Source organism: Microbacterium sp. Z11_20 (assembly GCF_057197605.1).
Genome location: NZ_JBXVOQ010000003.1, coordinates 93,867 through 118,075 on the forward strand (window position 1 = coordinate 93,867; position 24,209 = coordinate 118,075).

Below are 24,209 nucleotides of genomic sequence, written 5' to 3' on the forward strand. Positions count from 1 at the left end.
ATCACATGAGACACGCACTCGTCGTCCGAGGTGGGTGGGACGGGCACCATCCCCGCGAGTCCACCGAGCTCTTCCTCCCCTTCCTCGAGGAGTCGGGATTCCAGGTGCGGGTGGAGGAGACGAACGACGTCTACGCCGATGCCGAGGCGATGGCCCGCACTGACCTCGTCGTGCAGTCCGTCACGATGTCCACCATTTCCGATGAGGCCCTCCGCGGCCTGCGCGCCGCGGTCGAGAACGGCACCGGACTGGCCGGCTGGCACGGCGGGATCGCGGACTCGTACCGGGCCGCATCCGACTACCTGCACCTCATCGGCGGCCAGTTCGCCACCCACCCCGGCCGACGGCCCGACGAGCGGCCGGGGGACGAGCGCGACAATTTCCTGCCGCACCGGGTGGAGATCACCGCCGCGGGCCGAGCCCACGAGATCACCGCCGGGCTCGACGACTTCGCTCTCGACACGGAGCAGTACTGGGTGCTGCACGACGACCTGATCGATGTGCTGGCGACCACGACGCATCCGGTGCGTCCCTACCACCCCTGGCATCGTCCCGTGGTGAGCCCGGCGGTGTGGACGCGGGAGTGGGGCGCCGGCCGGATCTTCGTCGCCACCCCCGGTCACAGCCCCGATGTGCTCCGCGACCCGAACGTGCGCACCATCATCGAACGGGGGATGCTGTGGGCAGCCCGCACCGCATAGGCATCGTCGGACTCGGGGTGATCTCGCGGCAGTACCTCGAGACCCTCGTCGGGAGTTCCGCGGTACAGATCACCGCGGTGGCCGACCTCGATCCGGCGCGCGCCGACCGCATCGCCGCGACCATTCCGGGCGCTCGGGCCCTCTCGGTGGCGCAGCTCATGGCCGACCCGTCGGTGCAGACCGTGCTCAATCTCACGATCCCCGCCGCGCACGCCGACATCGCGCTCCAGGCGATCGCGGCAGGCAAGGACGTGTACGGCGAAAAACCCCTCGCGGTGGATGTCGCGGAGGCCCGCGCCGTGGTGGACGCCGCCGCACGCGCGGGCCGCCGGCTCGGTGGCGCCCCCGACACGGTTCTCGGCACGGGCGTGCAGACGGCGAGGGATGCGGTCGACTCCGGGACGATCGGACGGGCCGTGGCCGCATCGGCGACCTGGGTGGCCCCCGGCCATGAGCACTGGCATCCGGCGCCCGACTTCTACTACGCCCCCGGCGGCGGCCCGCTTCTGGACATGGGGCCGTACTACCTCACGAGCCTGGTGCACCTGCTCGGGCCGGTGACCACGGTCACGGGCGCCGCGAGCCGCACGCGGTCCGAACGGACGATTCTCACCGGCCCTCGCGCCGGTGAGACCATCCCCGTGGCGGTGGACACGCACGTGACCGGCATCCTCCAGCACTCCGGCGGCGCGGTCTCCACCGTGGTGATGAGCTTCGACGGCGGCGGTACCGCCGCCCCGCCGATCGAGGTGCACGGCGAGCAGGGGTCGATCCAGGTCCCCGACCCGAACCTCTTCGACGGTGTCGCCCGGATCCGTCGTGTCGGCGACACCGACTGGAGCGACCTGGAGCCCTCCGCGGGGTACGCCGAGGCCGGGCGCGGAGTGGGCCTCATCGACTTCGTGACGACGGAGACCCCTCGCGCGGACGGCGCCATGGCCATGCACGTCCTGGAGGTGATGGAGGGCCTCCTCCGTTCGGCTGCCTCCGGCGAACGGCTCGGGATCACCTCCACCGTGCGGCCGCCCGCGCTCGTTCCGCTCACTCCGCGGGACCGATGGCGGGACGCGTCGTCCCACCCGGGGTAGGCGGACTCGGCGTTACTCGTCGGTGGCGAAACCGGTCGATTCGCGAGCGACGACGGTGAACTCCGGCTGCACGGTGCGCGGGGGTTGCCGCGGGCCCTTCTCCGCGATGCGCTCGAGGAGCAGGTCCACCGCGATCTCCGCGATGCGCTCCTTGCCCGCATCCACGCTCGACAGCGAGGGCACGGAGAAGCGCGCCTCATCGATGTTGTCGAACCCGAGGACGGCCACGTCGTCGGGGACCGCCAGGCCCTCGCCCGCGAGCGCACGGAGCGCACCGAGGCCCAGGGTGTCGTTGAGAGCGAAGACGGCGTCGACCGACACGCCGTCCGCGATCATCGCGTGGACGGCTTCGGCGCCGGCCGCACGCGTCCAGTGCAGGACGGGCCGGATCAGCGCGGGATCCTCGGCGATTCCGGCGGCGGCGAGTGCCTCGCGGTATCCGCGCAGGCGCAGGCTCGCCGAGCTCGATTCCCCGGCGGCGTCTTCGCTGCCCCCCAGAAGGGCGATCCGACGGCGCCCGATCGACAACAGGTGCTCCACGCCTGCGCGCGCGGCCTCGGTGTTGTGGATGGCGACGTGGTCGGTGGGCCCGCCGAAGATGCGGTCGCCCAGCAGGACGAGCGGGTAATCCACGTCGAGCACGGCGGCGTCGCGCTGGCCGAGGCGCACCGGACTGAGGAGCAGGCCGTCGGTGAACCGCCGTCGTCCTCCGGACACCGCCAGAAGCTCCGCCGCCCGGTCGCCGTTCGTCTGTTCGACGACGACCCCGAGTCCGCGGGCTTCTGCGGCACGGATGATGAAGTCCGACAGCTCTGCGAAGTAGTTCTCGCGCAGCGCGGGAACGGCCAGTCCGATGATTCCGGTGCGGCCGGAGCGGAGGCCCTGCGCGGAGGCGTTCGGCCGGTACGCCAGCTGCTCGATGGCCGCCTCCACGCGGCTGCGGGTGCCTGGCCGGACATGGGGGTAGTCGTTGATGACGTTCGACACCGTCTTGATGGACACCCCCGCGACACGGGCGACGTCATGCATCGTCGGCCCCATCGGTCCCCCTCCCGCCGCCGTAGATCCCCACTCTAGGGGCTGGGCCGAGCGCCCCGGATCACCGCCCTCCCGCGGATCGTCCTCCGGCGAGCACCGGATCTTGACACTCGTGAGCGGGGCGTCATAGTGTTTCTACAACGTTGCTCTACAACGTTGTAGAAACGCTCGGCTTCCCGAACGCCGGTCCTGCACGAGCGTGATCCTGCGTGACAAAGAGGTCTCAGCATCCGAAAGGAAATCCCGTGAAGACAAAGCCGGTCTTTGCTGCCAGCGCCACCGTCGTGCTCGCGGCCGCCCTCGTCTCCTGCACCGGTGGCGGAGGGGGAGGCGGCGACGCCGCCGGCGGCAACGACGCCACCAACTGCACCAACACGATCCCGAAAGAGGACCTGCCCGTCGTCACGATGTGGGCCTGGTACCCGAACATGGAGCTCGTCGTCGACAACTTCAACGAGCAGAACGACGACGTGCAGGTCTGCTGGACCAACGTCGGTCAGGGCGGCGACGAGTACGACAAGTTCCAGACCGCGATCACGGCGGAGACGGGGGCTCCGGACGTCATCATGATCGAGGCCGACCGCATCCCGACCTTCCAGATCCAGGAAGCGATCATCGACATCAGCGACTACGGCTACGAAGACGTCCAGGACGACTACAGCGAGGGTGCGTGGAAGGACGTCTCCGTCGGTGACGGCATCTACGGCGTTCCCGTCGACGGCGGTCCGATGGGCATGATCTACCGCGCCGACATCTTCGATCAGTACGGGATCACCCCGCCCACCACGTGGGCCGAGTACGAAGCGGCCGCGCAGACCGTGAAGGATGCCGGCGGACCCCTGTTCGGCGACCTGGGTGCCAACGTCCCGGCCTCCTTCATGGCGCTGCAATACCAGGCCGGCGCGCAGCCCTTCACCTATGACTCGGCTTCCCCCGAGACCATCGGCATCGACCTCAACGACGACGCGTCGAAGAAGGTGCTCGACTACTGGGCCGGGCTCGTGGAGAAGGGCCTCGTCGGCACGCAGGACCAGTTCACCCCCGAGTACATCTCCGGTGTCATCGGCGGCGACTACGCCACGTACATCTCGGCGGCCTGGGCGCCGGGATACCTCACCGGCGCGGGGGTCGGCGAGGGGCAGGACGCGGGGGTGTGGAAGACCGCCCCGCTGCCGCAGTGGGACACCAGCAATCCCGTGTCGGTCAACTGGGGTGGATCGGCGTTCTCGGTCACCAGCCAGGCCCGCAACCCCGAGCTGGCGGCGATGGCCGCGTTCGGCCTGTACGCCGACGAGGCATCCCTCGCCGACGGATGGCAGAACCAGGTCATCTTCCCGCTGAACCTCAACGCGCTCAACTCTCCCGAGTTCGTCGACTACGAGGTGCCGTTCTTCGGGGGCCAGCAGGCGAACTCGGAGGTGTACGTGCCGGCGGCCAACGCCTACGAGGGCATGACCTACACGCCGTTCGGCCAGTACTACTTCGACGCCTTCACCGAGCAGCTCGCGGCCATCAACGAGGGCTCGGTGTCGGGTTCCGAGGCCGCCGACCGGCTGCAGGAGGACGTCGTCGCCTACGCCGAGGAACAGGGCTTCACCGTCGAGTGAGCCGCTCCGCGTGGGCCGGTCCGCCTACCGGGCCGGCCTACGCGGCGTCGCGTCCATCCGCTTCCCCGGAGGAATCCCATGACCGTTGATCTGGCGCAGAGCGCCACCATCGCCGACGCCGCACCCGCCCGGCGTCCCCGGCGCCGAGGCCGGCAGTCGCTCGTCGGCTGGAGCTTCGTCGCACCGTTCGCGATCGTCTTCCTCGCGTTCCTGGTCGCGCCCCTCCTTTTCGCGCTCTACCTGAGCCTGTTCCAGAACCAGCTCATCGGGGGCACCCGGTTCGTGCTGTTCGGCAACTACGTCAAGGCGTTCACGGACGCCAGCTTCCTGGGCGGGATCTGGTTCGTCCTGCGCTTCTCGCTCGTGCTGATCCCCCTGCAGATGGCCATCTCGCTGGCCGTCGCTCTCATCCTCGACATCGTGACGGGACGATTCGCCCGGTTCTCCCGGCTCATGGTGTTCCTGCCCTACGCGATCCCCGCCGTGATCGGTGCGCTGATGTGGGGCTTCCTCTATAGCAAGAGCTTCGGTCCGCTGGCGGAGCTGTTCGGGATGTTCGGACTCGCAGGTCCTGATTTCCTCAGCCGCGATCTGATCTTCTTCGGGCTGCTGAACATCGTCATCTGGCAGTGGGCCGGTTACTACATGATCATCCTCTACGCCGCGCTCCAGGGGATCGACCCCACTCTGTACGAGGCGGCGCGCATCGACGGGGCCAGCCAGTGGCAGATCGTGCTGCGGATCAAGATCCCCCTCATCGCGCCGGCGCTGGTGCTCATCCTCGTGTTCGCGCTCATCGGCACACTGCAGTTCTTCAATGAACCGCAGATCCTCCGCTACCTGGCGGCGGGAGCCATCTCCGCCGACTTCACCCCCAACATGTACGCGTACCAGCAGGCCTTCGCCCTGGCGAACTACAACTACGGTTCCGCGATCTCGTTCGCGCTGGGCGCCGTGGTGTTCGTCTGCGTGTACCTGTTCATGTTCATCACGCGTAAGCGGGGGAGCTTCCTCTCATGACCACGGCAGTCGACCGATCACGCCGCTCGGCCACGCGGCGGCAATTCCTTCCGCTGCAACTCCTGCTCGGCTTCCTCGTGGTCTACTTCCTCATCCCGTTCTGGTGGGTGATCGTCAACAGCTCCAAGACGGCGGCCGGCCTGTTCGGCGGGGGAAGCGCGCTGTGGTTCGACGACGTCATCGACTATGCCGGGAACATCTCCCAGCTGTTCACGTTCCAGGACGGCATCTACCTGCGGTGGCTCGCGAACTCGGCTCTCTACGCCTTCGCCGGCGGTCTGGGGGCCACCGTGCTGGCCGTGGCCGCGGGATACGGGTTCGCGAAATACCGCTTCGCCGGCCGGCGGGTGAGCTTCGCCATCCTCCTCGGGTCGGTGATGGTACCCACCACCGCGCTCGTCATCCCGACCTTCATCATGTTCTCCGAGCTCGGGCTCACCAATACCATCTGGGCCGTCATCCTGCCCACCCTGCTGAACCCGTTCGGGGTGTACCTCATGCACGTGTACGCCCGCGACGCCGTGCCCGATGAGCTGCTGGACGCCGGTCGGGTGGACGGAGCGAGCGAGTTCCGCATCTTCGTCCAGGTCGCCCTGCCGATGCTGCGCCCCGCAGTGGTCACGGTGCTGCTGCTGTCGATCGTGGCGTCGTGGAACAACTACTTCCTGCCCCTGGCGATGCTGTCGGACAACCGTCTCTTCCCCGTCACCGTCGGGATCGGTCTGTGGCAGGGCATCGCATCGGCCAACAACTCCGGCGGGACCTCGCTGTGGAGCATCATCATCCTCGGCTCCCTTGTCTCCGTCATCCCGCTCGTCATCGCCTTCCTGACCCTGCAGCGCTACTGGCAGGGCGGGTTGTCGATCGGCAGCCTCAAGTGACCGTCTCCGCCCCGTCCGTTCCACCCTCTTCCGGAAAGAAAAGCATGACTTCTGCACGCGTGACCATCGACCCGCACTTCGTCGTCGGAGGCATCGACCGGCGCCTCTTCGGGTCGTTCGTGGAACATCTCGGTCGCTGCGTCTACGACGGGATCTTCGAGCCCTCGCATCCCTCGGCGGACTCGGACGGCTTCCGCTCGGACGTCCTGGAACTCGTCCGCGAACTCGGAGTCTCCACCGTCCGCTACCCGGGCGGGAACTTCGTGTCGGGATACCGCTGGGAGGACGGGGTCGGCCCTCGCGAGGACCGCCCCCGTCGCATCGACCTCGCGTGGCACTCGACCGAGACCAACGAGATCGGGCTGGACGAGTTCGCTCGCTGGTCGGCGAAGGCGGGCAGCGACGTCATGTACGCGGTCAACCTCGGCACCCGGGGCGTGCTCGAGGCGCTCGACGTGCTGGAGTACGCGAACCTGCGCTCGGGGACGTTCTGGTCGGACAAGCGGGTGCACAACGGCAGCCCCGAGCCGCACAACATCCGCATGTGGTGCCTCGGCAACGAAATGGACGGCCCGTGGCAACTCGGCCACAGCACCGCCGAAGAGTACGGGAGCCTCGCAGCGAAGACGGCCAGCGCGATGCGCCAGGTCGACCCCGACCTGCAGCTGGTGGTCTGCGGGAGCTCCGGCGCGGGGATGCCCACCTTCGGTGAGTGGGAGCGCGTCGTGCTCGAGCGGACCTACGACGACGTGGACTTCATCTCGTGCCACGCCTACTACGAGCCGAAGAACGGCGACTACGCGAGCTTCCTGGCGTCGGCCACCGACATGGATCGCTTCATCGACGCCGTCGTCGCGACCGCGGATCACGTCAAGGCGGCACGTCGGAGCGACAAGACGATCGACATCTCCTTCGACGAGTGGAACGTCTGGTACCAGTCGCGCTACAACGACGTGGAGAAGATCACCGACATCGAACAGTGGCCGGTCGCCCCGCGCCTGCTCGAGGACGCCTACTCCGTCGCGGACGCCGTCGTCGTCGGCAACCTCCTCATTTCGCTCCTCCGCCACGCCGACCGCGTGAAGTCCGCAAGCCTGGCTCAGCTGGTGAACGTCATCGCCCCGATCATGACCGAACCGGGCGGTCCGGCGTGGCGCCAGACGACGTTCTTCCCGTTCGCCGAGACGGCCCGGCTCGCGCGCGGGAACGCGCTCGAGGTGCGTCTGGAGGCACCCGAGTACGACACCGCGCTGTACGGAAAAGTCCCCGTCGTCGACGCTGTCGCCACCCACGATCCCGAGAGCGGCGAGACGACGCTGTTCGTCGTCAACCGCAGCCTCGAGGAGGAGATCACGCTCGACATCGACGCGACCATGCTGGGTGCCGTCGGGGTCGTGTCCGCGGTCGGGCTGCACGACGCCGACATCCACGCCGCCAACACCCTCGACGACCGTGAGCGGGTGGGCCTGCAGGACATCGCCACCCGGCAGGTCGACCAGCACACGGTGGCGCTCACGCTGCCGCCCGTGTCGTGGGCGGCCGTGACCCTCCGGTGAGCTCGGGTGCCACGATGACGGATACGCCCATCACCGACCGACCGACGGCGCCGCCGGTGTGGCGGAACCCCGAAGCGGACCCGGAAGCGCGCGTGGAGGCCCTCCTGGCGGAGATGTCCCGCGAGGAGAAGCTCGGTCAACTGGGGAGCCACTGGGAGGACACGCGGGACGCGTCGCAGATCATCGCCCCCATGCAGGACGTCCTGGCGCGCGGCAGGCGCCCGTTCGAGGAGGCGGCCGCCTCCGGGATCGGGCACCTCACGCGCGTCTTCGGAACCACGCCCGTCGACCCGCGCGACGGGATGGAGAAGGTGCGGGCAGCTCAGCAGTTCCTCCGCACCCGCACCCGGCTCGGCGTCCCGGCGATCGTGCACGAGGAGTGCCTGACCGGCTTCACCACCCTCGGGGCGACCGTGTATCCCACCCCGCTGGCGTGGGCCGCCACGTTCGACCGCGACCTCGTGCGTGAGATGGCCTCCGCGATCGGCGACGACATGCGCGCGGTCGGGGTGCACCAGGGGCTGTCTCCCGTGCTCGACGTCGTGACGGACTATCGGTGGGGCCGTGTGGAGGAGACACTGGGCGAAGACCCCTTCGTGGTGGCGACGCTCGCGACCGAGTACGTGCGGGGGATGCAGGGAAGCGGGGTGATCGCGACGCTCAAGCACTTCGCCGGTCACGCGTCCTCTCGCGGCGGGCGCAACCACGCGCCGGTCTCCATGGGCGAGCGCGAACTGCGCGACCTCGTGCTCCCGCCCTTCGAGATGGCGGTACGGACCGGCGCCGTCGGCAGCGTCATGAACTCCTACACCGAGACCGACCGGGTGCCCGCAGCCGCCGACCGCTGGCTGCTCACGGAGGTCCTCCGGGACGAGTGGGGTTTCCGGGGAACCGTCGTCTCGGACTACTGGGCGATCGCCTTCCTCAAGTCCCAGCATGGGGTGGCCGCGTCGATGGCCGATGCCGGTCGGCTCGCCCTCCACGCCGGCATGGATGTCGAACTGCCCGACACGTCGGCGTACACGCAGCTGGGGGTCGACGATCCGGATCCCGATCGCACGGCGGCGGAGATTGATACGGCCGTGCGGAGGGTGCTTCGGCAGAAGCTGGATCTCGGGCTCCTCGACGACGGATGGGCGCCGGCGGAACCGCAGCCGCACGACCTCGACAGCGCCCGGAACCGGAGCGTGGCGCGACGCCTCGCGGAGGAATCGGTCATCCTTCTCGACAATGCCGAACGCGTCCTGCCGCTGTCCCCGTCCACCGGCCGCGTGGCGGTCGTCGGACCCGGCGCGCGCGATCCCCGCGTCCTCCTGGGCGCGTACTCGTATCCGATCCACGTGCTGCCGCGCCATCCCGAGTTCGGGCTCGGCATCGCCGCGCGGACCATCGCGGAAGCGGTGGCCGACGCCCTCCCCGACGCCGAGGTGGTCGCCGAAGACGGCACGCCGCTCGTCGATGCGCCGGCCGCCGGAGATGTCGAGCGCGCGGTCACGGCGGCCCGCACCGCCGATGTCGCCGTCGTGGTGGTGGGGGACCGCGCCGGAATGTTCGGCCGGGGCACGTCGGGCGAGGGATCGGACGCGCCGGATCTGGATCTTCCCGGTCACCAGACGCGCCTGGTCGAGGAGGTGCTCGCCACCGGTACGCCGGTCGTTCTCGTCGTGGTGTCCGGCCGGCCCTACGCCCTCGGGCGGTTCGTCGGACGCGCCGCGGCGATCGTGCAGGCGTTCTTCCCCGGGGTGGAGGGGGCGGGGGCCATCGCGCGCGTGCTCACGGGGCAGGTCAACCCGTCGGGGCACCTCCCGGTTCAGGTTCCGCACACCGGCGGGGCCGTCCCGCACACCTACCTCGCCCCGCCGCTGGGACAGGACGGCGACCGCATCAGCAATCTGTCGATCGCCCCGTCCTTCCCGTTCGGTCATGGCCTCTCCTATACCCGGTTCAGCCTGGGCGACCTCGCGGTCGACGCCGAGGAGGTGGATGTGGCAGGGACCGTGCACGCGATCGTCGATGTGGTCAACACCGGCGATCGCGAGGGCGGCGTCGTGGTGCAGCTGTACGCGGGCGATCCGGTCGCCCAGGTCACGCGGCCGGTGGCGCAGCTGGTCGGCTACGCGCGCGTGGCTCTGGCGGCCGGCGAGGCCGCGAGGGTGACCTTTACCCTCTCCGCCGATCGCTTCTCGTTCACGGGGCTCGACCGGCGCCGCATCGTCGAGCCCGGCGCGATCGACCTCTTCGCGGGGCTTTCGCTTGCGCGGACGACGGAGCCGGTGCGGATCACGCTGACCGGCGGCGTCCGTGTCGTCGGGGATCCGGTCCTGGACACCCCCGTTCGCATCGAGAGGAAAACCGACGGATGACCGCATGGACGGCCGAGACATGGCCCATCGCCGCAGCCGCGCTGCCCTTTCCGGGGACGCTGCGCGACGGCACGGCCGTGACGGATGCCGATGCCGAGGTCTGGGCGGCAGACCTGACCGAGATCGCCGACGCGGGGTTCGACATGCTCGATGTCACGGACTCGTGGGTGAGGCTGGCCGATCTCTCGCCGGGCCGGCTTTCGGAGTTCGTCGCCACCGCGACCGCGTGCGGCGTCGAACCCGTCTCGCTCTCCGCGATCCGGCGGAGCGTGATCGACCCGGCCCATGGTGGGGAGAACCTGGCGTACAGCCATCGGGTGATCGAGGCCGCCGCATCCGCGGGCATCCGAACGGTGTCCTTCGGGTTGCATCGCCCGCTGACACCGGCGCAGTCGGCTCAGCTGTGGTTCTGGACGGTGGAGGGACCGCACGACGACCCCGCGGACTGGGACCTCGCCGTGGCGCGACTGCGAGAGCTCGGCGCGCACGCCGAGGAAGCCGGCATCCTGATGTCCCTCGAGATGTACGAAGACACCTTCCTCGGCTCGGGAGATCTGGCCGTTCGCCTGGTCGAGGAGATCGGCCTGGACAACGTCGGGCTCAACCCCGACATCGGCAACCTCATTCGCCTCCATCGCCCGGTCGAGCGCTGGGAGGAGCTGGTGGAGAAGACCCTGCCGTATGCGAACTTCTGGCACGTGAAGAACTACGTCCGCGACGAGGATGTCGCCGGGGACTTCTACTTCGCTGCCCCGTCCCCGCTGTCGACAGGGGTCATCGACTACCGGTGGGCCTTCCGATACGCCCTCGAGCAGGGGTTCCAGGGGGTCATCTGCCTGGAGAACTATGGCGGCGACGGACTGAGTGTCTGCGCCGAGAACCGCGACTACCTGCGCAGGTACGTGCTGCCCCGCCGCGAGGGCCATGCGCGCGGCACCAGTCGCGTCCGCCAACTGCAGTGACACCGCCCAGGCGAGAGACAGGGCCAATGCGAGGGAGACACCCATGACGCGTATTGCCAACAAGCCCGACGACTTCGTCGCGGAGGCGCTCGAAGGATTCGTGGCCGCGAACGCCGCCGTCGTCCGCGCGGTCGACGGTGGAGTCGTCCGTGCGGTGCCCGCCGAGGAGGGGTCGGTCGCCGTGGTCGTCGGCGGCGGCTCCGGGCACTACCCCGCGTTCGCCGGTGTCGTCGGTCCGGGGATGGCAGCGGGCGCGGTGTGCGGGAACATCTTCACGTCCCCCTCCGCCGGTCAGGCGTATCGCGTCGGCCGGGCAGCGGACGCCGGCGGGGGAGTGCTGTTCTCCTACGGCAACTACGCCGGCGACGTGATGCACTTCGGAGAGGCGCAGGATCGTCTGCGCAGCGAAGGGATCGACACGCGCACGGTGCTCGTCACCGACGACATCGCGAGCGCCCCGATCGAGGACTGGACCGCCCGTCGCGGGATCGCGGGCGACTTCGTCGTGTTCAAGATCGCGGGAGCGGCCGCCGAACGCGGCGACGACCTCGACGAGGTCGAGCGACTCGCGCAGCGGGCGAACTATCGCACGCGCTCCCTCGGGGTGGCCTTCGGTGGCTGCACCTTTCCCGGCGCCGACGCCCCACTGTTCACGGTCCCCGAGGGCATGATGTCCATCGGTCTCGGCATCCACGGTGAACCCGGCATCCGCGACGTGCCGCGGACCGGCTCGCGGGATCTCGCCCGTCAGCTGATCGAACAGCTACTCGAGGATGTGCCGGACGACCGCGCCGACCGCGTGGCCGTGCTGGTCAACGGGCTGGGGGCGGTGAAGTACGAGGAGCTCTTCGTCCTCTATCGCGATGTCGCCGCGCTGCTCGCCGATGCCGGTCTGACGATCGTGCAGCCCGAAGTGGGCGAACTCGTCACGAGCCTGGACATGGCCGGGGCCTCGGTGACGCTGGTCTGGCTGGACGACGAGCTGGAGCCGTTGTGGGCGGCGCCGGCGGAGTCGGCGGCCTATCGCAAGGGCTCGCTGGCGCCCGGGCGCGTGGTGACCGGAGCCCGCGCCGGGGCGGCAGCGGAGGAGCCGGCCGAGGTCGTGGCCGAGGCATCCCCCGCTTCGCAGGCCGCTGCCGAGGTGGCGGTGGGTCTGCTGAGCGTCGCCCGCGACGTGGTCGCGGCCCACGCCGAGGAACTGGGCCGTCTGGATGCGATCGCCGGTGACGGTGACCACGGCGTCGGGATGCGGACGGGGACCGAGGCTGCGTACGCCGCCGCCGACCCGCGTCGCGGTATCTCGCGGATGCTGTCGGACGTCGGCGACGCGTGGAGTGAGAAGGCCGGGGGTACCTCGGGGGCGCTGTGGGGCGCGATGCTCCGCGCGGTGGGAGCGGCCTTCGAGGGCGACGAGCCCGACACCCGCGACACGATCGCCACGGCGGCCACCGCGGCCCTGCGGGTGGTGCGCGCTCGGGGAGGCGCCCACGTGGGAGACAAGACCATGGTCGACGCGATCGACCCGTACGTCCGGGTCCTCGGCGATCGGCTCCGAGACGGCGCGACGATCGCCGATGCGCTCTCCGACGCCGCGGCGGCGGCCACGTCCGCCGCGGAGGGGACGGCCGCGATGCGGCCGGCCCTCGGCCGGGCTCGGCCGCTGGCGGAGAAGAGTGTCGGCCACCCGGATCCGGGTGCGACGTCGTTCGCGCTGATCGTCACGGCGATCGCCTCAGACGCAAGGGAAGGATCACGATGAACGAACCACTCCGCATCGTCGTCGGAAGCGACGACGCCGGATACGAGTACAAGACGGCGCTGAAGGCGCTGCTCGAGCAGGACGACCGCGTGGCGGAGGTCGTCGACGTCGGGGTCGGCAGCGACCAGGCCACGGCATACCCGCACGTCGCGGTGGCCGCCGCCCGGCGCGTCGCGGCCGGTCAGGCAGATCGGGCGCTGCTGGTCTGCGGCACCGGGCTGGGTGTCGCGATCTCGGCCAACAAGGTCCCCGGCATCCGCGCGGTCACCGCGCACGACTCGTACTCCGTCGAACGCAGCGTGCTCAGCAACGACGCCCAGGTGTTGACGATGGGGCAGCGGGTCATCGGCCTGGAACTGGCCAAGCGCCTGGTCTCGGAGTGGCTCGGCTACCGCTTCGACCCGACCTCGGCGTCCGCGGCGAAGGTGGCGGTCATCGACGAGTACGACTCCGCCCCCGGCGACACGACCGGTGGAACCCCATGAGCCGGGTGGCGATCATCGGAAGCGGCTACATGGGGGGAGGCATCGCCCAGGTGTGCGCGATCGCCGGGCACACCGTTGTGATCACCGACGCCACCCCGGAGATCGCCGAGGCGAACCTCGCCCGGCTCGTGGCCGAGGCCACCGACTTCGAGGGGCAGGGGCTCTTCCCCGCCGGCGCGTCCGCCCTGGTGGCGGCGAACGTCAGCGCTGCCGCCGACATCGAATCCGCCGTGGCCGACGCCGACTTCGTGGAAGAGGCGGTGCCCGAGCGCCTGGAGCTCAAGCACGAGACCCTCGCGCGCATCTCCCGCGCGACCGGGACGGCGGTGATCGGCAGCAACACCTCGACGATCTCGATCAACCGCCTGGCCTCGGCGGTCGAGCGGCCCGAGCGCTTCGTCGGGGTGCACTTCTCCAATCCCGCCCCCTTCATCCCCGGCGTGGAGATCATCCCGCATGACACCACCGGCGACGAAGCCATCCGCGTCGCGATGGAGATCGTCCGCAGCACCGGCAAGACGCCGGCGCGGGTGCGCGATGCCACCGGCTTCGTCCTCAACCGCTTGCAGTACGCCCTGTTCCACGAGGCGACGCAGCTGGTGGATGAGGGCGTGGCCTCGGTGGAGGACATCGACGCGATCGTGCGGTCGACGTTCGGCTTCCGGATGCCCTTCTTCGGCCCGTTCGCGATCGCCGATATGGCGGGTCTCGATGTGTACGCCTTCTGTTACCGGTCGCTGCAGGAGGACTTCCCCGAGCGCTTCGCCACTCCGCAGATCCTGCAGGAGAACGTGGACCAGGGCCGCCTGGGCACGAAGGCCGGGGGAGGGTTCCGCGAACTGGACGCCGACCGCATCGCGGAGCTCATCGCGTATCGCAACCGCGCGTACGTGCGGATGTCGGAGCTTCTCGCCGAATTGGGCCCCTCCCCGTTCGATCAGGATTGAGCCGCGCTCCTGCCGCGGCGGGGCACGCCGGCCGGTGATTCACAACGTTGCACAGTGGCTCTTGACCGCGCGCAGCGGCCCTGCCAGAGTGTCGCGTACGGCATTTACGACGTTGTAAATCCTCGGTGGGATGTCGCGACGTCGTCGATCCCGTTCCCCCCAAACCGGCTCGCGCGAGCTCGCCTTGTCGAGCCCGCAGGGCCGGGCAGGTCACACGAGATGAGGAATCGATGGAGATCACATCCCAGAGCCGGCCCTCGCGCCGGACTCCGAGCGCCCGGCGGGCGGTGGCGCTGCTCACGGCAGCGGTCCTCGCCCTGGCCGGGCTGGCCGCGGCGGCGCCCGCGGCGGCGGCGGAACCGTGGATCACCGTGCAGGATGACGGCTACCTTCGCATCGCCGTACCCAACGCTGCGGTGGAGGAGGCCGTCGGGCCCGTGTCGCAGGTCGTCGTCGAAGGCAACTTCGGCCCCTCGCACAACTGGGCGCAGATCGGCCTGCAGCGCAGCGGCGCGAACTGGACCGCGACCTACGGCCCGTTCGAACCGGGCCTGTACTACTACCAGGTCACCGGCGACGACAGCAAAGTACTCAAGGACACCAGCAACCCCACGAGCGTGGCATCCGAGCCGGAATGGAGCACGTTCTTCATCCCGGGTGAGTCCGCCGCCCTCCTGGCCGACGCACCGGAGGAGGCCGGCACCGTCCAGAGCCTCACCTACGACAGCTCGGTGGCCGACGAGGAGCGCGAGGCGCTCGTCTGGGTGCCGCCGACCTACAAGCCCAAGGGGAAGAAGTTCCCGGTGCTGTACCTGCAGCACGGCGGCGGCCAGAGCTACCGCGACTGGGTCGAGGTCGGGCGTGCCGAGCAGATCCTGGACAACCTGTGGCTCTCCGGGCAGCTGGAGGACATGCTCGTCGTGATGGGCAACGGCAACGTCCCCGACTTCCCGGCCGAGCTCCTCGACAACATCGTTCCCGCCGTGGAAGACGCCTACAACGTCGCGCCGGGAAAGCAGAAGCGGGCACTCGCCGGCCTGTCGATGGGCGGCGGACAGACCTTCGAGGTCTTCAGCGAGCACCCGGGCGAGTTCGCGGCGGTCGGCACCTTCGGCGCGGGTCGCTTCGGCGAGCTCGACGACATCCCCGTCAAGAAGATGAACAACCGCACCGACCTGTTCCGCGTGTACGTCGGGAACAAGACCGATGTCGCCTACAACGACGTCTTCGACTCGTTCCAGAAGTTCGACGCCGTCGGCCTGGAGTACCAGTTCGACGGGGTGAACCCCGACGCCGGGCACAACTGGAACGCGTGGCAGGAGAACCTGATCGACTTCGCGCCGCGCCTGTTCACCCGGAACCCGGGCGACCCGGGCATGAGCGAGGGACACCTCCCGCTCACGGAGCGCTTCGAGCCCCCGGCGACCGGCACGACGCCGACGCCGTGGATCTCGGAGGACGGCTATGTCACGTTCGAGACGACGACCGAGTTCGCCGACGCCGAGTATGTCTCGGTCTGGGCGAACTGGGCACCGGGCGGAAGCTGGCTGCGCGTGGAGATGACCAAGGTGGGAGACCGCTGGCGTGCCACGGTGGGGCCGCTCGAGCAGAAGTTCTACCACTATCGCTTCATCGTCGACCGGCAGTCGGTCAAAGACACCTCGAACCCGACGTCGGTGACGTCGGAGCCCGCGTGGAGCACCTTCCTCGTTCCGGGTGAAGGGTCACGCGTGCTGTCGGATGTCCCGGCCGGTTCCGGTGGCGACCTCGACGTCATGTCGTACCAGAGCAGCGTCGCCGGCGAGGAGCGCAGCGCCTACGTCTGGACGCCTCCCGGCTACGACGCCGACCGCGCCGAGCCCTATCCGCTGTTCGTGCTCAACCACGGCGGTGGGCAGAGCTGGACCGACTGGGTGGAGGTCGGGCGTGCGCGTCAGATCCTCGACAACCTGTTCCTCGACGGCAGCATCCAGCCCATGGTCGTCGTCATGCCCAACGGCAACGTCAACGACTATCCGCGGGAGCTGTTCGAGAACGTCGTCCCGGTGACCGAGGAGCGCTACAACGTCAGCGAGAACCCGCTGAAGCGTGCCCTTGCCGGCCTGTCGGCCGGTGGTGCGCGCACGGTGTCGGTGCTGAAGGCGCACCCGGGCGAGTTCGCGTACATCGGAACCTTCGCGGCCGGATTCGGCGGCACCGCCGGGGTCGACGTCGAGGCCATCAACGCCGGGACCGAATTGTTCCGGCTCTACACCGGAGACATCACCGACTTCACGTATGGCTCGGTGATGAACTCGCTGCCCGTCCTCGACCAGGCCGGGATCGATTATGAGTTCGCCGGCGTGACGGTCGGCCCGCACGGATGGGATGTGTGGCAGAAGAATCTCATCGACTTCGCGCCGCGGCTGTTCCAGAACGTGCCGGCTGACCCCACCCGTCCGCAGGCGACCTTGGTCTCGCCGACGACGGCTGGTCCGTTCGGTGCCGTCGACGTGCGGGTGGAGGCGTCCGACCTCGGTGGCCTGGAGCGCATCGTCGCGAACATCTATCAGGGCGGCACGCTGGTTCAGAGCACGCAGTCCGCGATGAACGGGGCGGAAAGCGGCACGCATTCGGCGACGGTCACGCTGCCGTCGGGTGCGTACACGGTGAAGTACAACGCGCACGACAGGGCGGGGAATATCTCGGAGACCGGCACCTTCGCATTCACGGTCGACGTGGATGCGCCGGTTGCGACGGTGAAGGACGGCGCGGAGTTCACGGTGGCCACCGGCGACACCTTCGACGTCGTCAGCTACAAGCTGCATGACGTCGGCGGCGTGGACAGGGTCGTCATCAACGGGCAGACGAAGGACCTCACGAACAACGCGTGGTCTGACGTCAACTTCCTGCGTCCCGGCACCTTCGGGGCCGTGCAGGGGGAGAACACGATGCTCGTCTACGACGTGGTGGGCAACGCCGCGACGTACACGTTCGTTCTGAACTGACCCGGACGCCGATGCCCTCTCCCACGGTTCGCGGGAGAGGGCATCGGCGCGTTCGGATCAGACGGTGCCCGCCGGAATCGGTACGGCCTCGGGATCCCCACCGCCCCCGACGACCGTCTCGGACGTCGCCGTCGCCAGCCGCCCGTCCGCGGCGGTGACGGCGTGCACGCCGCCGGTGATCTCCAGAGTTGCCTCGACATCGCGCTCCGCGCAGGACGGACCCACCCACAGCTCGACGCGGCCCGGTTCCACGACGCGCCGGCCCGACCGGTCGGTGAAGGCCAGACGGGCGGTCGGGACGCGGAAGGTGACGCGCGTGGAAGCACCCGGTTCCAGGACGACGCGCTCGTAAGCGAGCAGCTGCGCGACGGGCCGGGTCATGCTGCCCACCACGTCGTGACCGTAGAGCTGCACGACGTCGGCGCCGGCAACGGGGCCGCCGTTGCGGACCGTCACGGCGACGGTGACGTGGTCGCCGGCGACCACCGTGGCATCGGCGGTGAGATCGGTGCGCTCGAAGGTCGTGTAGCTCAGACCGTGACCGAAAGGCAGGAGCGGGGTCGGGTCGGCGCTGGTCACGCCGCTGCGGCCACCCAGCGGCGGATGCAGGTAGGTGTAGGGCTGTGCGCCGGCCGACCGCGGGAGCGACACCGGGAGCCGGCCCGAGGGGTTCACCCGGCCGGAGAGGACCGCCGCGATCGCGTCCCCTCCCTCTTCACCCGGGAAGAACGACTGCACGACCGCGGCGGTCGCGTGAGGGCCGGACAGCGCCCAGCCGATCGCGTAGGGCCGCCCCGACACGACGACGAGCACGACGGGCGTGCCGGTTTCGACGACCGCCTCGACGAGCTGGCGCTGCAGCCCCGGCAGTTCGAGGTCGTCGACGTCGTTGCCCTCGCCGACCGTCCCGCGGCCGAACAGGCCAGCGCGGTCGCCGACCACCACCACCGCGACGTCCGCCGCACGCGCGGCCTCCACGGCCGCGGCGATTCCGGACCGATCGGACCCTTCCACCTCGCATCCGGCAGCCCAGTCCACGACGGCGCCGGGGAATTCCCCGCGTACAGCATCGAGGATGGTCGGGATGTCGATGCCCAGCGGAACCCCGGGGTGGTGGGCGAGCACGTGATTGGCGAAGGAGTAACAGCCCATGAGCGCTTCGGACGAATCGGCGTTCGGGCCGAGCACGGCGATGCGCGGCACGGATGCGGCGGCCAGGGGGAGCGTGTCGTCGTTGGCGAGCAGGATCACCGACTCCGCCGCGAGGCGGCGCGCGATGTCACGATGGCGCGGCGAGTCGAGGTCGACCGCGGCCGGCGGCTCGGCGAAGGACTCGTCGAGGAGTCCGAGCCGTTCCTTCTGCTCCAGGACCCGCAAGACCGCCCGGTCGAGGAGCGCCTCATCCATACGCCCGTCGCGGATGCGCGTGAGCATCGGTTCGGCGAAGGCGTCGGCGGTCGGGAGCTCCACGTCGATGCCGGCACTCAGGGCCAGTTCGGCCGCTTCACCCGGGTCGCCGGCGACGGCGTGGGTGGAGTGGAGGAAGGCCACGGCGAAGTAGTCCGAGACCACGACGCCGTCGAACCCGAGCTCATCGCGGAGGAGCTCGTCGAGGTACGCGGGGCTGGCGGCCACCGGCTCACCGTCGATCTCGGCGTAGGAGTTCATCACCGAGCGGGCGCCGCCGTCGCGGAGCGCCATTTCGAACGGCGGCAGCAGCACGTCCGCGATCTCGCGGGGTCCGGCGTGCACGGGCGCGTGATTGCGCGCCGCCTGCGACGCGGAGTACCCGAGGAAGTGCTTCAGGGTGGCGTCCACGCCCGCCCTCTGGAGACCCTGGACGTAGGCGGTTCCGATCGTGCCGACGACATATGGATCCTCGGCGATGCATTCGTCGACGCGTCCCCAGCGGGGGTCGCGGATGACATCGAGCACGGGAGCGAGCCCCTGATGGATGCCGAGCTCCCGCATCGATCCGCCGATGACCTCGGCCATCTCGGCCACGAGCGCGGGGTCGAACGACGCCCCCCACGCCAGCGGAGTCGGGAAGGTGGCGGCCTTCCATGCCGCGAGCCCCGTGAGGCACTCCTCGTGGACGATCGCGGGAATCCCCAGGCGCGTCTCCGCAACCAGGCGGCGCTGCTCGTTCCACAGCCAGCCGGCCCGTTCGGCGGGGTCGACCGGGCGGGTCCCGTACACGCGGGTGAGGTGGCCGAGCCCGTGCGTGGTGGCGTCGGCGTATTTGGTCGACGTGGCCATCTCGTTAGCGAGCGGGGCGACGACTTCACCGCCCTGGTCGACCCAGTAGCCGACGAGCTGCGCGGCCTTCTCTTCGAGGGTCATCTGGGCCAGCAGCGCGCGCACGCGCGCCGAAGGCTCCTCCGTACCTGACGGTGACATGTCAGCCTTTCACTGCGCCGGTGAGCCCGCCCACGATCCGCCGCTCGAACAGGCTGAAGAACACCAGAGCGGGGAGCATGGACAGCGACGTGAACGCCAGGACGCGGGCGGTATCCACGGAGTACTGCGATGAGAAGGCCTGCACGCCCAGCGGGAGCGTGAACGCGGCCTCGTTGTTGAGGATGAACAGCGGCAGGAGGTACGCGTTCCAGCTGCCGATGAACGCGAGGATCCCGACCGTGATCACGCCGGGAACGGCCAGGGGTAGGACCATGCGCCAGAAGAAGCCCAGGCGGCTGCATCCGTCGATATAGGCGGCCTCCTGGATCTCATCCGGGATGGCGCGGAGGAACGGCACCAGGATGATGACGGTCGTCGGCAGGGCGAACGCGATCTGGGGGAGGATCACGCCGGGGAGGGTGTTCATCAGCCCGAGGTTGCGCACCACGATGTAGAGCGGCGTGATGGCCACGGTGATCGGGAACATGAGGCCGGCGGCGAACATGGCGTACAGGACGCCGCGGCCGCGGAAGCTGTAGCGCGCGATCACGTAGCTGGCCATGAGGCCCAGGGCGACGGCGCCGATGGTCGTCGCAAGGGCGACGATCGTCGAGTTGCCCACCTGCGTCCAGAACTGACCGCTCGTGATGACGCCGATGTAATTCTCGACGTTCCACGGGTCGGGGAATCCCGCCGGGTCGACGGTGATCGCCGAGTTGGAGCGGAAGCCCCCGATGATGATGTAGATCACCGGGCCGAGCATGAGGGCGATGACCACGAAGGCGATGAAGTACACCGCTGGGGAACCCCAGGGGAGCCTCTCGCGCTGCCGGCGGCGCCGGCCGCCCACGTCGGGGGCGGCGGTGGTGAGGGTCATGGTGCTCATTGCGCACCCTTCTCTGTGATCGCGCCGGCCGTGTCGCGGCGGAGCACGAAGCGCTGGTAGACGAGCGCCACGATGAGCGAAATGGCGAAGATGACGACGGCCACGGCGTTGCCGTACCCGAAGTTGCCGGCGTTGCGCCCCGTCACGACCATGTAGATCGCCATCGTGTTGGTGCCTGCGACCGAGGAGACGTACTGGCCCCAGATGATGTACACGAGGTCGAAGAGCTGGAGGGCGCCGATGATGGAGAGGAACGCCCAGATGCGCAGGGTGGGCGCCAGCAGGGGCAGCGCGATGCGGCGCTGGATCTGCCAGAACGACGCGCCGTCGATGGCGGCCGCTTCGTAGAGCTCGTCGGGGATCCCCTGCAGGCCCGCGAGGAAGAGGATGACGGCGAAGCCGATGTACTTCCACGTGAGGATCGCCATCAGGGTCCAGATCGCGATCGAGGGATTGGCGAGCCAGTCCTGCTGAAGGAACCCGAGGCCGATCTTTTCGAGCAGACCGTTGGCGGCCCCGTTGGTGGACAGCAGCAGGCTGAAGCCGGTGCCGACGACGACCTCGGCGATGACGTAGGGCACGAAGATCAGCACGCGGATGACCGACTGGCCCCGCATCTTGCGATTGAGCAGCAGCGCCAGCAGGATCGCGATCGGTCCCTGCAGGACGAGGGACATGATGACGATGAAGCCGTTGTGCAGGAGCGCCTGCTGGAAGTTCGGGTCGCTGAAGATCACCAGGTAGTTGCGCAGGCCCACGAACTCGGTCGCCGGACCGAAACCCGACCAGCGGAAGAACCCGTAGTACGCGGCCATGATCACCGGGAGGATGATGAAACCGACGAAGAAGATCACGGCGGGACCGGCCATGAGGAGCACCTCGAGGCGACCCGCCCAGCCCAGCCCGCGCGGACGACGGCGATCCCGCGGCACCGACGGGGGCGGCGTGCTGCCGCCCCCGTCGTGCTGCGCGAGATCAGGACCGTCCGTGGAGGACATCTCGCGAACAGACATGCTCAGCCCTGCGCGCCCGCCGCGTTGACGGCTTCGATGAGCTGCTCCGGCGAGCTGTTGCCGGCGAGCAGGTCGACGACCGCGACGTTCAGCGCGTTGCCGACGTTCTGGCCGAGGACCGTGTCGAGCCACTGCGAGACGAACGGGGCGCTGTTGTAGGCCTCGAGGATCTGCTGCAGGTAGGGCTCGGTGACGGATTCCTGCGCGACGGAGTTCACCGGCGGCGACTGGAAGGCCTCGTAGTACGCGGTCTGCTGGTCGGAGCTTGCGATGAAGTTGAGGAAGTCGGCGCACTCCTCCGGTGCCTGTGCGGCACAGGAGTATCCGTCGACGCCGCCCATCATCGATCCGGGCTCGCCGTCACCGCCGTCGATCTCCGGGAAGGGGAACCATGCCAGGTCGGGCAGCGGCTGCTCGTCGGGCGTCAGGGAGGCGATCACGCCAGGGTCCCACGCGCCCATGAGCTCCATCGCGGCCTGACGGTTCGCGACGAGTCCGGCCGAGCTACCGGCGCCCTGCTGGGCGGCGGTGGTGAGGAAGCCCTCGTTGAAGGGATCGATCGAGGCGAAGTCGCTCAGGTCCTCCGCGGCGCGCTGCCAGCATTCGTCGCTGAAGTCCTTGGAGTCGCCGGTCTCCTCGATCACCTCGGGGCTGCACTCCCGAAGGGCGAAGAAGTAGTACCAGTGCGCAGCCGGCCAGGCGTCCTTCGCGCCGAGCGCGATGGGCGCGATGCCGCTCGTCTTGAGCTGCTCGACGACGGTCTCCAGCTCCGGGATGCTGGTGGGGGTGGCCGCGACGCCGGCGTTGGTGAACGCGTCCTGGCTGTAGAAGAATCCCCCGGGCAGTACCGACAGCGGCATCGCCCAGACGCTGTCCTGGTAGGTCTCGGCCGCGAACGAGCCCTCGGACACCTCGCCTCGGATCTCGTCCGAGATGAGATCCGTGAGGTCCATCAGCTGGCCCGCGTTGACCATCGCGGCCAGCTTCCCGCCGCCGCGCTGGAGGAAGATGTCGGGCGGATCGCCCGCGTTGAGCGCCGTCTGCAGCTTGCCGTCCATGTCCTCGTTCTGGACGGACTGCATATTGATCGTGACGCCGGGGTTCTCCTCTTCGAACGCCGCGATGGCGTTCGTCCAGAACTCCTGGCCGGGGCCGGTCGTGGAGTTCTGCCAGAGGGTCATCTCGACGTCTCCGTCGCCGCCTCCGCCCGACGAACCGCCACCCGAACACGCGCTCAGAAGGAGCGCTCCCGCTGCCAGAGCCGCGGCCCCCGCAACTAGCTTTGTGGACCTCATGTGATCACCTGTCTCTTCATTGAGTGCCCCCCTCGGTCATCGAGGGGGCTGCCGATTTCCGCGCGGTGCATCGCCCGGTGCACTGTCAGTGTCCGATCGGCGCGCCATTTCGTCAAACGTTTTCGAAAATGTTTTCCGGACCCCTACGATAACGAGCATGCGGCGACGGGTGACGATCCATGACGTGGCGGCTGCGGCCGGCGTCTCCGTGGCCACGGTGTCCAAGGCGGTCAACGGGCGCTACGGCGTCGCGGATCGCACCGTGCAGCGCGTGCTCGCCGCAGTGACCGAACTCGGCTACGAGTCGAGCCTCGTCGCCAGCAGCATGCGGGCCCGACAGACCGGGGTGATCGGGGTTTTCGTGGCCGGCTTCGAGCCGTTCTCGGCCGAAGTGCTCAAGGGCGTCGGCGCGGCGCTGCGCGACTCGCGCCTGGATCTGCTCGCGTACAGCGGCTCGTCCCAGGGCTCGTCCGAGGGATGGGAGCGGCGATCGCTGAGCCGCCTGAGCGGGACGCTCGTCGACGGGGTGATCATGGTGACGCCGTCGGTCGTCAACGCCGCAGCCGAGGTGCCGGTGGTCGCCATCGACCCGCATACCGGCCCGGCGGACCTGCCGACGGTCGAATCCGACAGCTTCAGCGGGGCGCGCCAGGCCGTGGATTACCTCATCTCCCTGGGGCACCGCCGTATCGGGTTCGTCGCCGGACGCCCGGATCTCCGCTCATCGATCTTGCGCGAGGGCGGCTACCGTCGGTCGCTGGAGGATGCGCGTATCCCCTTCGACGGTTCGCTCGTCGGCGTGGGCCTCTACGCCGAAGACAGTGCCCGGCATGCCGCCACGCAGCTTCTCTCCCGGCCCGACCGGCCCACCGCGATCTTCGCCGCGAACGACATCTCCGCCATCACGGTCCTTCGCGTTGCCGCCGGCATGGGCCTGTCGGTGCCGGCGGACCTGTCGGTCGTCGGCTTCGACGACATCCCCGATGCCTCCCAGGTGTCGCCGGCCCTCACGACCGTGCGGCAGCCGATGCAGCGGCTCGGCCTGGAGGCGGTCACGATGCTCCTGGGGTTGATGGGCGGCACCGCCCCCGCCCAGACGCATCTGCGGCTTCCCACGGTGCTCGTCCCCCGCGCCACGACCGCCCCGCCCCCCGCCTGAGCTCCCCCCGCCTGAGCTCCCCCCGCCTGAGCTCCCCGCCCCCGCCTGAGCTCCCCGCCCCC

The 24,209-nt window shown here is 69.4% G+C and carries 18 protein-coding genes; 13 read left to right on the top strand and 5 right to left on the bottom strand.

Annotated elements, in window-relative coordinates; genetic code table 11:
- Positions 1 to 5 precede the first annotated feature (5 nt).
- Positions 6 to 701: a ThuA domain-containing protein gene (locus AC2DFQ_RS08555; RefSeq protein WP_484510316.1), complete on the top strand. Its 696-nt coding sequence runs from the start codon at positions 6 to 8 to the stop codon at positions 699 to 701.
- Positions 680 to 1,789 (top strand): Gfo/Idh/MocA family protein, encoded by a 1,110-nt coding sequence (locus AC2DFQ_RS08560; protein WP_484533598.1) that lies wholly within the window; start codon positions 680 to 682, stop codon positions 1,787 to 1,789. Before AC2DFQ_RS08555 ends, AC2DFQ_RS08560 begins: the two co-directional genes overlap by 22 nt.
- Positions 1,790 to 1,801: 12 nt before the next feature.
- Here the strand turns inward: AC2DFQ_RS08560 and AC2DFQ_RS08565 are convergent, their stop codons facing one another.
- Positions 1,802 to 2,818: a LacI family DNA-binding transcriptional regulator gene (locus AC2DFQ_RS08565; RefSeq protein ID WP_484533599.1), complete on the bottom strand. Its 1,017-nt coding sequence runs from the start codon at positions 2,816 to 2,818 to the stop codon at positions 1,802 to 1,804.
- Positions 2,819 to 3,072: 254 nt separating this feature from the next.
- Between AC2DFQ_RS08565 and AC2DFQ_RS08570 the strand changes: the two genes are divergently transcribed.
- The 10 genes from AC2DFQ_RS08570 to AC2DFQ_RS08615 all read left to right on the top strand — a co-directional run bounded on the left by AC2DFQ_RS08570 (position 3,073) and on the right by AC2DFQ_RS08615 (position 17,394).
- Positions 3,073 to 4,434: an ABC transporter substrate-binding protein gene (locus AC2DFQ_RS08570; protein WP_484533600.1), complete on the top strand. Its 1,362-nt coding sequence runs from the start codon at positions 3,073 to 3,075 to the stop codon at positions 4,432 to 4,434.
- A 78-nt stretch (positions 4,435 to 4,512) separates the two neighbouring features.
- Positions 4,513 to 5,454 carry a carbohydrate ABC transporter permease gene (locus tag AC2DFQ_RS08575; protein ID WP_484510320.1) on the top strand — a complete coding sequence of 314 codons (942 nt, stop codon included), beginning with the start codon at positions 4,513 to 4,515 and terminating at the stop codon, positions 5,452 to 5,454.
- On the top strand, positions 5,451 to 6,335 hold the full coding sequence (locus tag AC2DFQ_RS08580; protein WP_484533601.1) for a carbohydrate ABC transporter permease: 885 nt from the start codon (positions 5,451 to 5,453) through the stop codon (positions 6,333 to 6,335). Before AC2DFQ_RS08575 ends, AC2DFQ_RS08580 begins: the two co-directional genes overlap by 4 nt.
- 44 nt (positions 6,336 to 6,379) lie before the next feature.
- Positions 6,380 to 7,891: an arabinosylfuranosidase ArfA gene (gene arfA / locus AC2DFQ_RS08585; RefSeq protein WP_484533602.1), complete on the top strand. Its 1,512-nt coding sequence runs from the start codon at positions 6,380 to 6,382 to the stop codon at positions 7,889 to 7,891.
- A 14-nt stretch (positions 7,892 to 7,905) separates the two neighbouring features.
- The gene (locus AC2DFQ_RS08590; protein ID WP_484533603.1) at positions 7,906 to 10,254 is read left to right on the top strand and encodes a glycoside hydrolase family 3 N-terminal domain-containing protein; all 2,349 of its coding nucleotides are present in this window, start codon (positions 7,906 to 7,908) and stop codon (positions 10,252 to 10,254) included.
- The gene (locus AC2DFQ_RS08595) at positions 10,251 to 11,216 is read left to right on the top strand and encodes a sugar phosphate isomerase/epimerase family protein (RefSeq protein ID WP_484510324.1); all 966 of its coding nucleotides are present in this window, start codon (positions 10,251 to 10,253) and stop codon (positions 11,214 to 11,216) included. Before AC2DFQ_RS08590 ends, AC2DFQ_RS08595 begins: the two co-directional genes overlap by 4 nt.
- Positions 11,217 to 11,259: 43 nt before the next feature.
- Positions 11,260 to 12,975 carry a dihydroxyacetone kinase family protein gene (locus tag AC2DFQ_RS08600; RefSeq protein ID WP_484533604.1) on the top strand — a complete coding sequence of 572 codons (1,716 nt, stop codon included), beginning with the start codon at positions 11,260 to 11,262 and terminating at the stop codon, positions 12,973 to 12,975.
- Positions 12,972 to 13,460, top strand: a complete 489-nt coding sequence (locus tag AC2DFQ_RS08605) for a ribose-5-phosphate isomerase (protein WP_484510326.1) — start codon at positions 12,972 to 12,974, stop codon at positions 13,458 to 13,460. Before AC2DFQ_RS08600 ends, AC2DFQ_RS08605 begins: the two co-directional genes overlap by 4 nt.
- The gene (locus tag AC2DFQ_RS08610; RefSeq protein ID WP_484533605.1) at positions 13,457 to 14,407 is read left to right on the top strand and encodes a 3-hydroxyacyl-CoA dehydrogenase family protein; all 951 of its coding nucleotides are present in this window, start codon (positions 13,457 to 13,459) and stop codon (positions 14,405 to 14,407) included. Before AC2DFQ_RS08605 ends, AC2DFQ_RS08610 begins: the two co-directional genes overlap by 4 nt.
- Before the next feature lie 230 nt (positions 14,408 to 14,637).
- Positions 14,638 to 17,394: an alpha/beta hydrolase gene (locus AC2DFQ_RS08615; protein WP_484533606.1), complete on the top strand. Its 2,757-nt coding sequence runs from the start codon at positions 14,638 to 14,640 to the stop codon at positions 17,392 to 17,394.
- Between the two features lie 57 nt (positions 17,395 to 17,451).
- Here the strand turns inward: AC2DFQ_RS08615 and AC2DFQ_RS08620 are convergent, their stop codons facing one another.
- Genes AC2DFQ_RS08620 through AC2DFQ_RS08635 form a run of 4 tightly spaced genes read right to left on the bottom strand, consistent with a single transcriptional unit; the run spans position 17,452 to position 22,988 of the window.
- A complete protein-coding gene (locus tag AC2DFQ_RS08620) occupies positions 17,452 to 19,794 on the bottom strand; it encodes a beta-xylosidase/alpha-l-arabinosidase (RefSeq protein WP_484533607.1) in 2,343 nt (780 codons plus the stop codon).
- Between the two features lies 1 nt (position 19,795).
- Positions 19,796 to 20,671 carry a carbohydrate ABC transporter permease gene (locus AC2DFQ_RS08625; protein WP_484533840.1) on the bottom strand — a complete coding sequence of 292 codons (876 nt, stop codon included), beginning with the start codon at positions 20,669 to 20,671 and terminating at the stop codon, positions 19,796 to 19,798.
- Between the two features lie 5 nt (positions 20,672 to 20,676).
- A complete protein-coding gene (locus AC2DFQ_RS08630; RefSeq protein ID WP_484510331.1) occupies positions 20,677 to 21,693 on the bottom strand; it encodes a carbohydrate ABC transporter permease in 1,017 nt (338 codons plus the stop codon).
- Positions 21,694 to 21,695: 2 nt separating this feature from the next.
- Positions 21,696 to 22,988 (bottom strand): ABC transporter substrate-binding protein, encoded by a 1,293-nt coding sequence (locus AC2DFQ_RS08635; protein WP_484510332.1) that lies wholly within the window; start codon positions 22,986 to 22,988, stop codon positions 21,696 to 21,698.
- Positions 22,989 to 23,145: 157 nt separating this feature from the next.
- Between AC2DFQ_RS08635 and AC2DFQ_RS08640 the strand changes: the two genes are divergently transcribed.
- On the top strand, positions 23,146 to 24,147 hold the full coding sequence (locus AC2DFQ_RS08640) for a LacI family DNA-binding transcriptional regulator (RefSeq protein WP_484510333.1): 1,002 nt from the start codon (positions 23,146 to 23,148) through the stop codon (positions 24,145 to 24,147).
- Positions 24,148 to 24,209: the final 62 nt, after the last annotated feature.

Excerpts from the sequence above, each read along its gene's own strand:
- AC2DFQ_RS08555 (WP_484510316.1), top strand. The coding sequence starts at position 6 with ATGAGACACGCACTCGTCGTCCGAGGTGGGTGGGACGGGCACCATCCC.
- AC2DFQ_RS08565 (WP_484533599.1), bottom strand. The coding sequence starts at position 2,818 with ATGCATGACGTCGCCCGTGTCGCGGGGGTGTCCATCAAGACGGTGTCG.
- AC2DFQ_RS08575 (WP_484510320.1), top strand. The coding sequence starts at position 4,513 with ATGACCGTTGATCTGGCGCAGAGCGCCACCATCGCCGACGCCGCACCC.
- AC2DFQ_RS08580 (WP_484533601.1), top strand. The coding sequence starts at position 5,451 with ATGACCACGGCAGTCGACCGATCACGCCGCTCGGCCACGCGGCGGCAA.
- arfA (WP_484533602.1), top strand. The coding sequence starts at position 6,380 with ATGACTTCTGCACGCGTGACCATCGACCCGCACTTCGTCGTCGGAGGC.
- AC2DFQ_RS08590 (WP_484533603.1), top strand. The coding sequence starts at position 7,906 with ATGACGGATACGCCCATCACCGACCGACCGACGGCGCCGCCGGTGTGG.
- AC2DFQ_RS08595 (WP_484510324.1), top strand. The coding sequence starts at position 10,251 with ATGACCGCATGGACGGCCGAGACATGGCCCATCGCCGCAGCCGCGCTG.
- AC2DFQ_RS08600 (WP_484533604.1), top strand. The coding sequence starts at position 11,260 with ATGACGCGTATTGCCAACAAGCCCGACGACTTCGTCGCGGAGGCGCTC.
- AC2DFQ_RS08605 (WP_484510326.1), top strand. The coding sequence starts at position 12,972 with ATGAACGAACCACTCCGCATCGTCGTCGGAAGCGACGACGCCGGATAC.
- AC2DFQ_RS08610 (WP_484533605.1), top strand. The coding sequence starts at position 13,457 with ATGAGCCGGGTGGCGATCATCGGAAGCGGCTACATGGGGGGAGGCATC.
- AC2DFQ_RS08615 (WP_484533606.1), top strand. The coding sequence starts at position 14,638 with ATGGAGATCACATCCCAGAGCCGGCCCTCGCGCCGGACTCCGAGCGCC.
- AC2DFQ_RS08620 (WP_484533607.1), bottom strand. The coding sequence starts at position 19,794 with ATGTCACCGTCAGGTACGGAGGAGCCTTCGGCGCGCGTGCGCGCGCTG.
- AC2DFQ_RS08625 (WP_484533840.1), bottom strand. The coding sequence starts at position 20,671 with ATGACCCTCACCACCGCCGCCCCCGACGTGGGCGGCCGGCGCCGCCGG.
- AC2DFQ_RS08630 (WP_484510331.1), bottom strand. The coding sequence starts at position 21,693 with ATGTCTGTTCGCGAGATGTCCTCCACGGACGGTCCTGATCTCGCGCAG.
- AC2DFQ_RS08635 (WP_484510332.1), bottom strand. The coding sequence starts at position 22,988 with ATGAGGTCCACAAAGCTAGTTGCGGGGGCCGCGGCTCTGGCAGCGGGA.
- AC2DFQ_RS08640 (WP_484510333.1), top strand. The coding sequence starts at position 23,146 with ATGCGGCGACGGGTGACGATCCATGACGTGGCGGCTGCGGCCGGCGTC.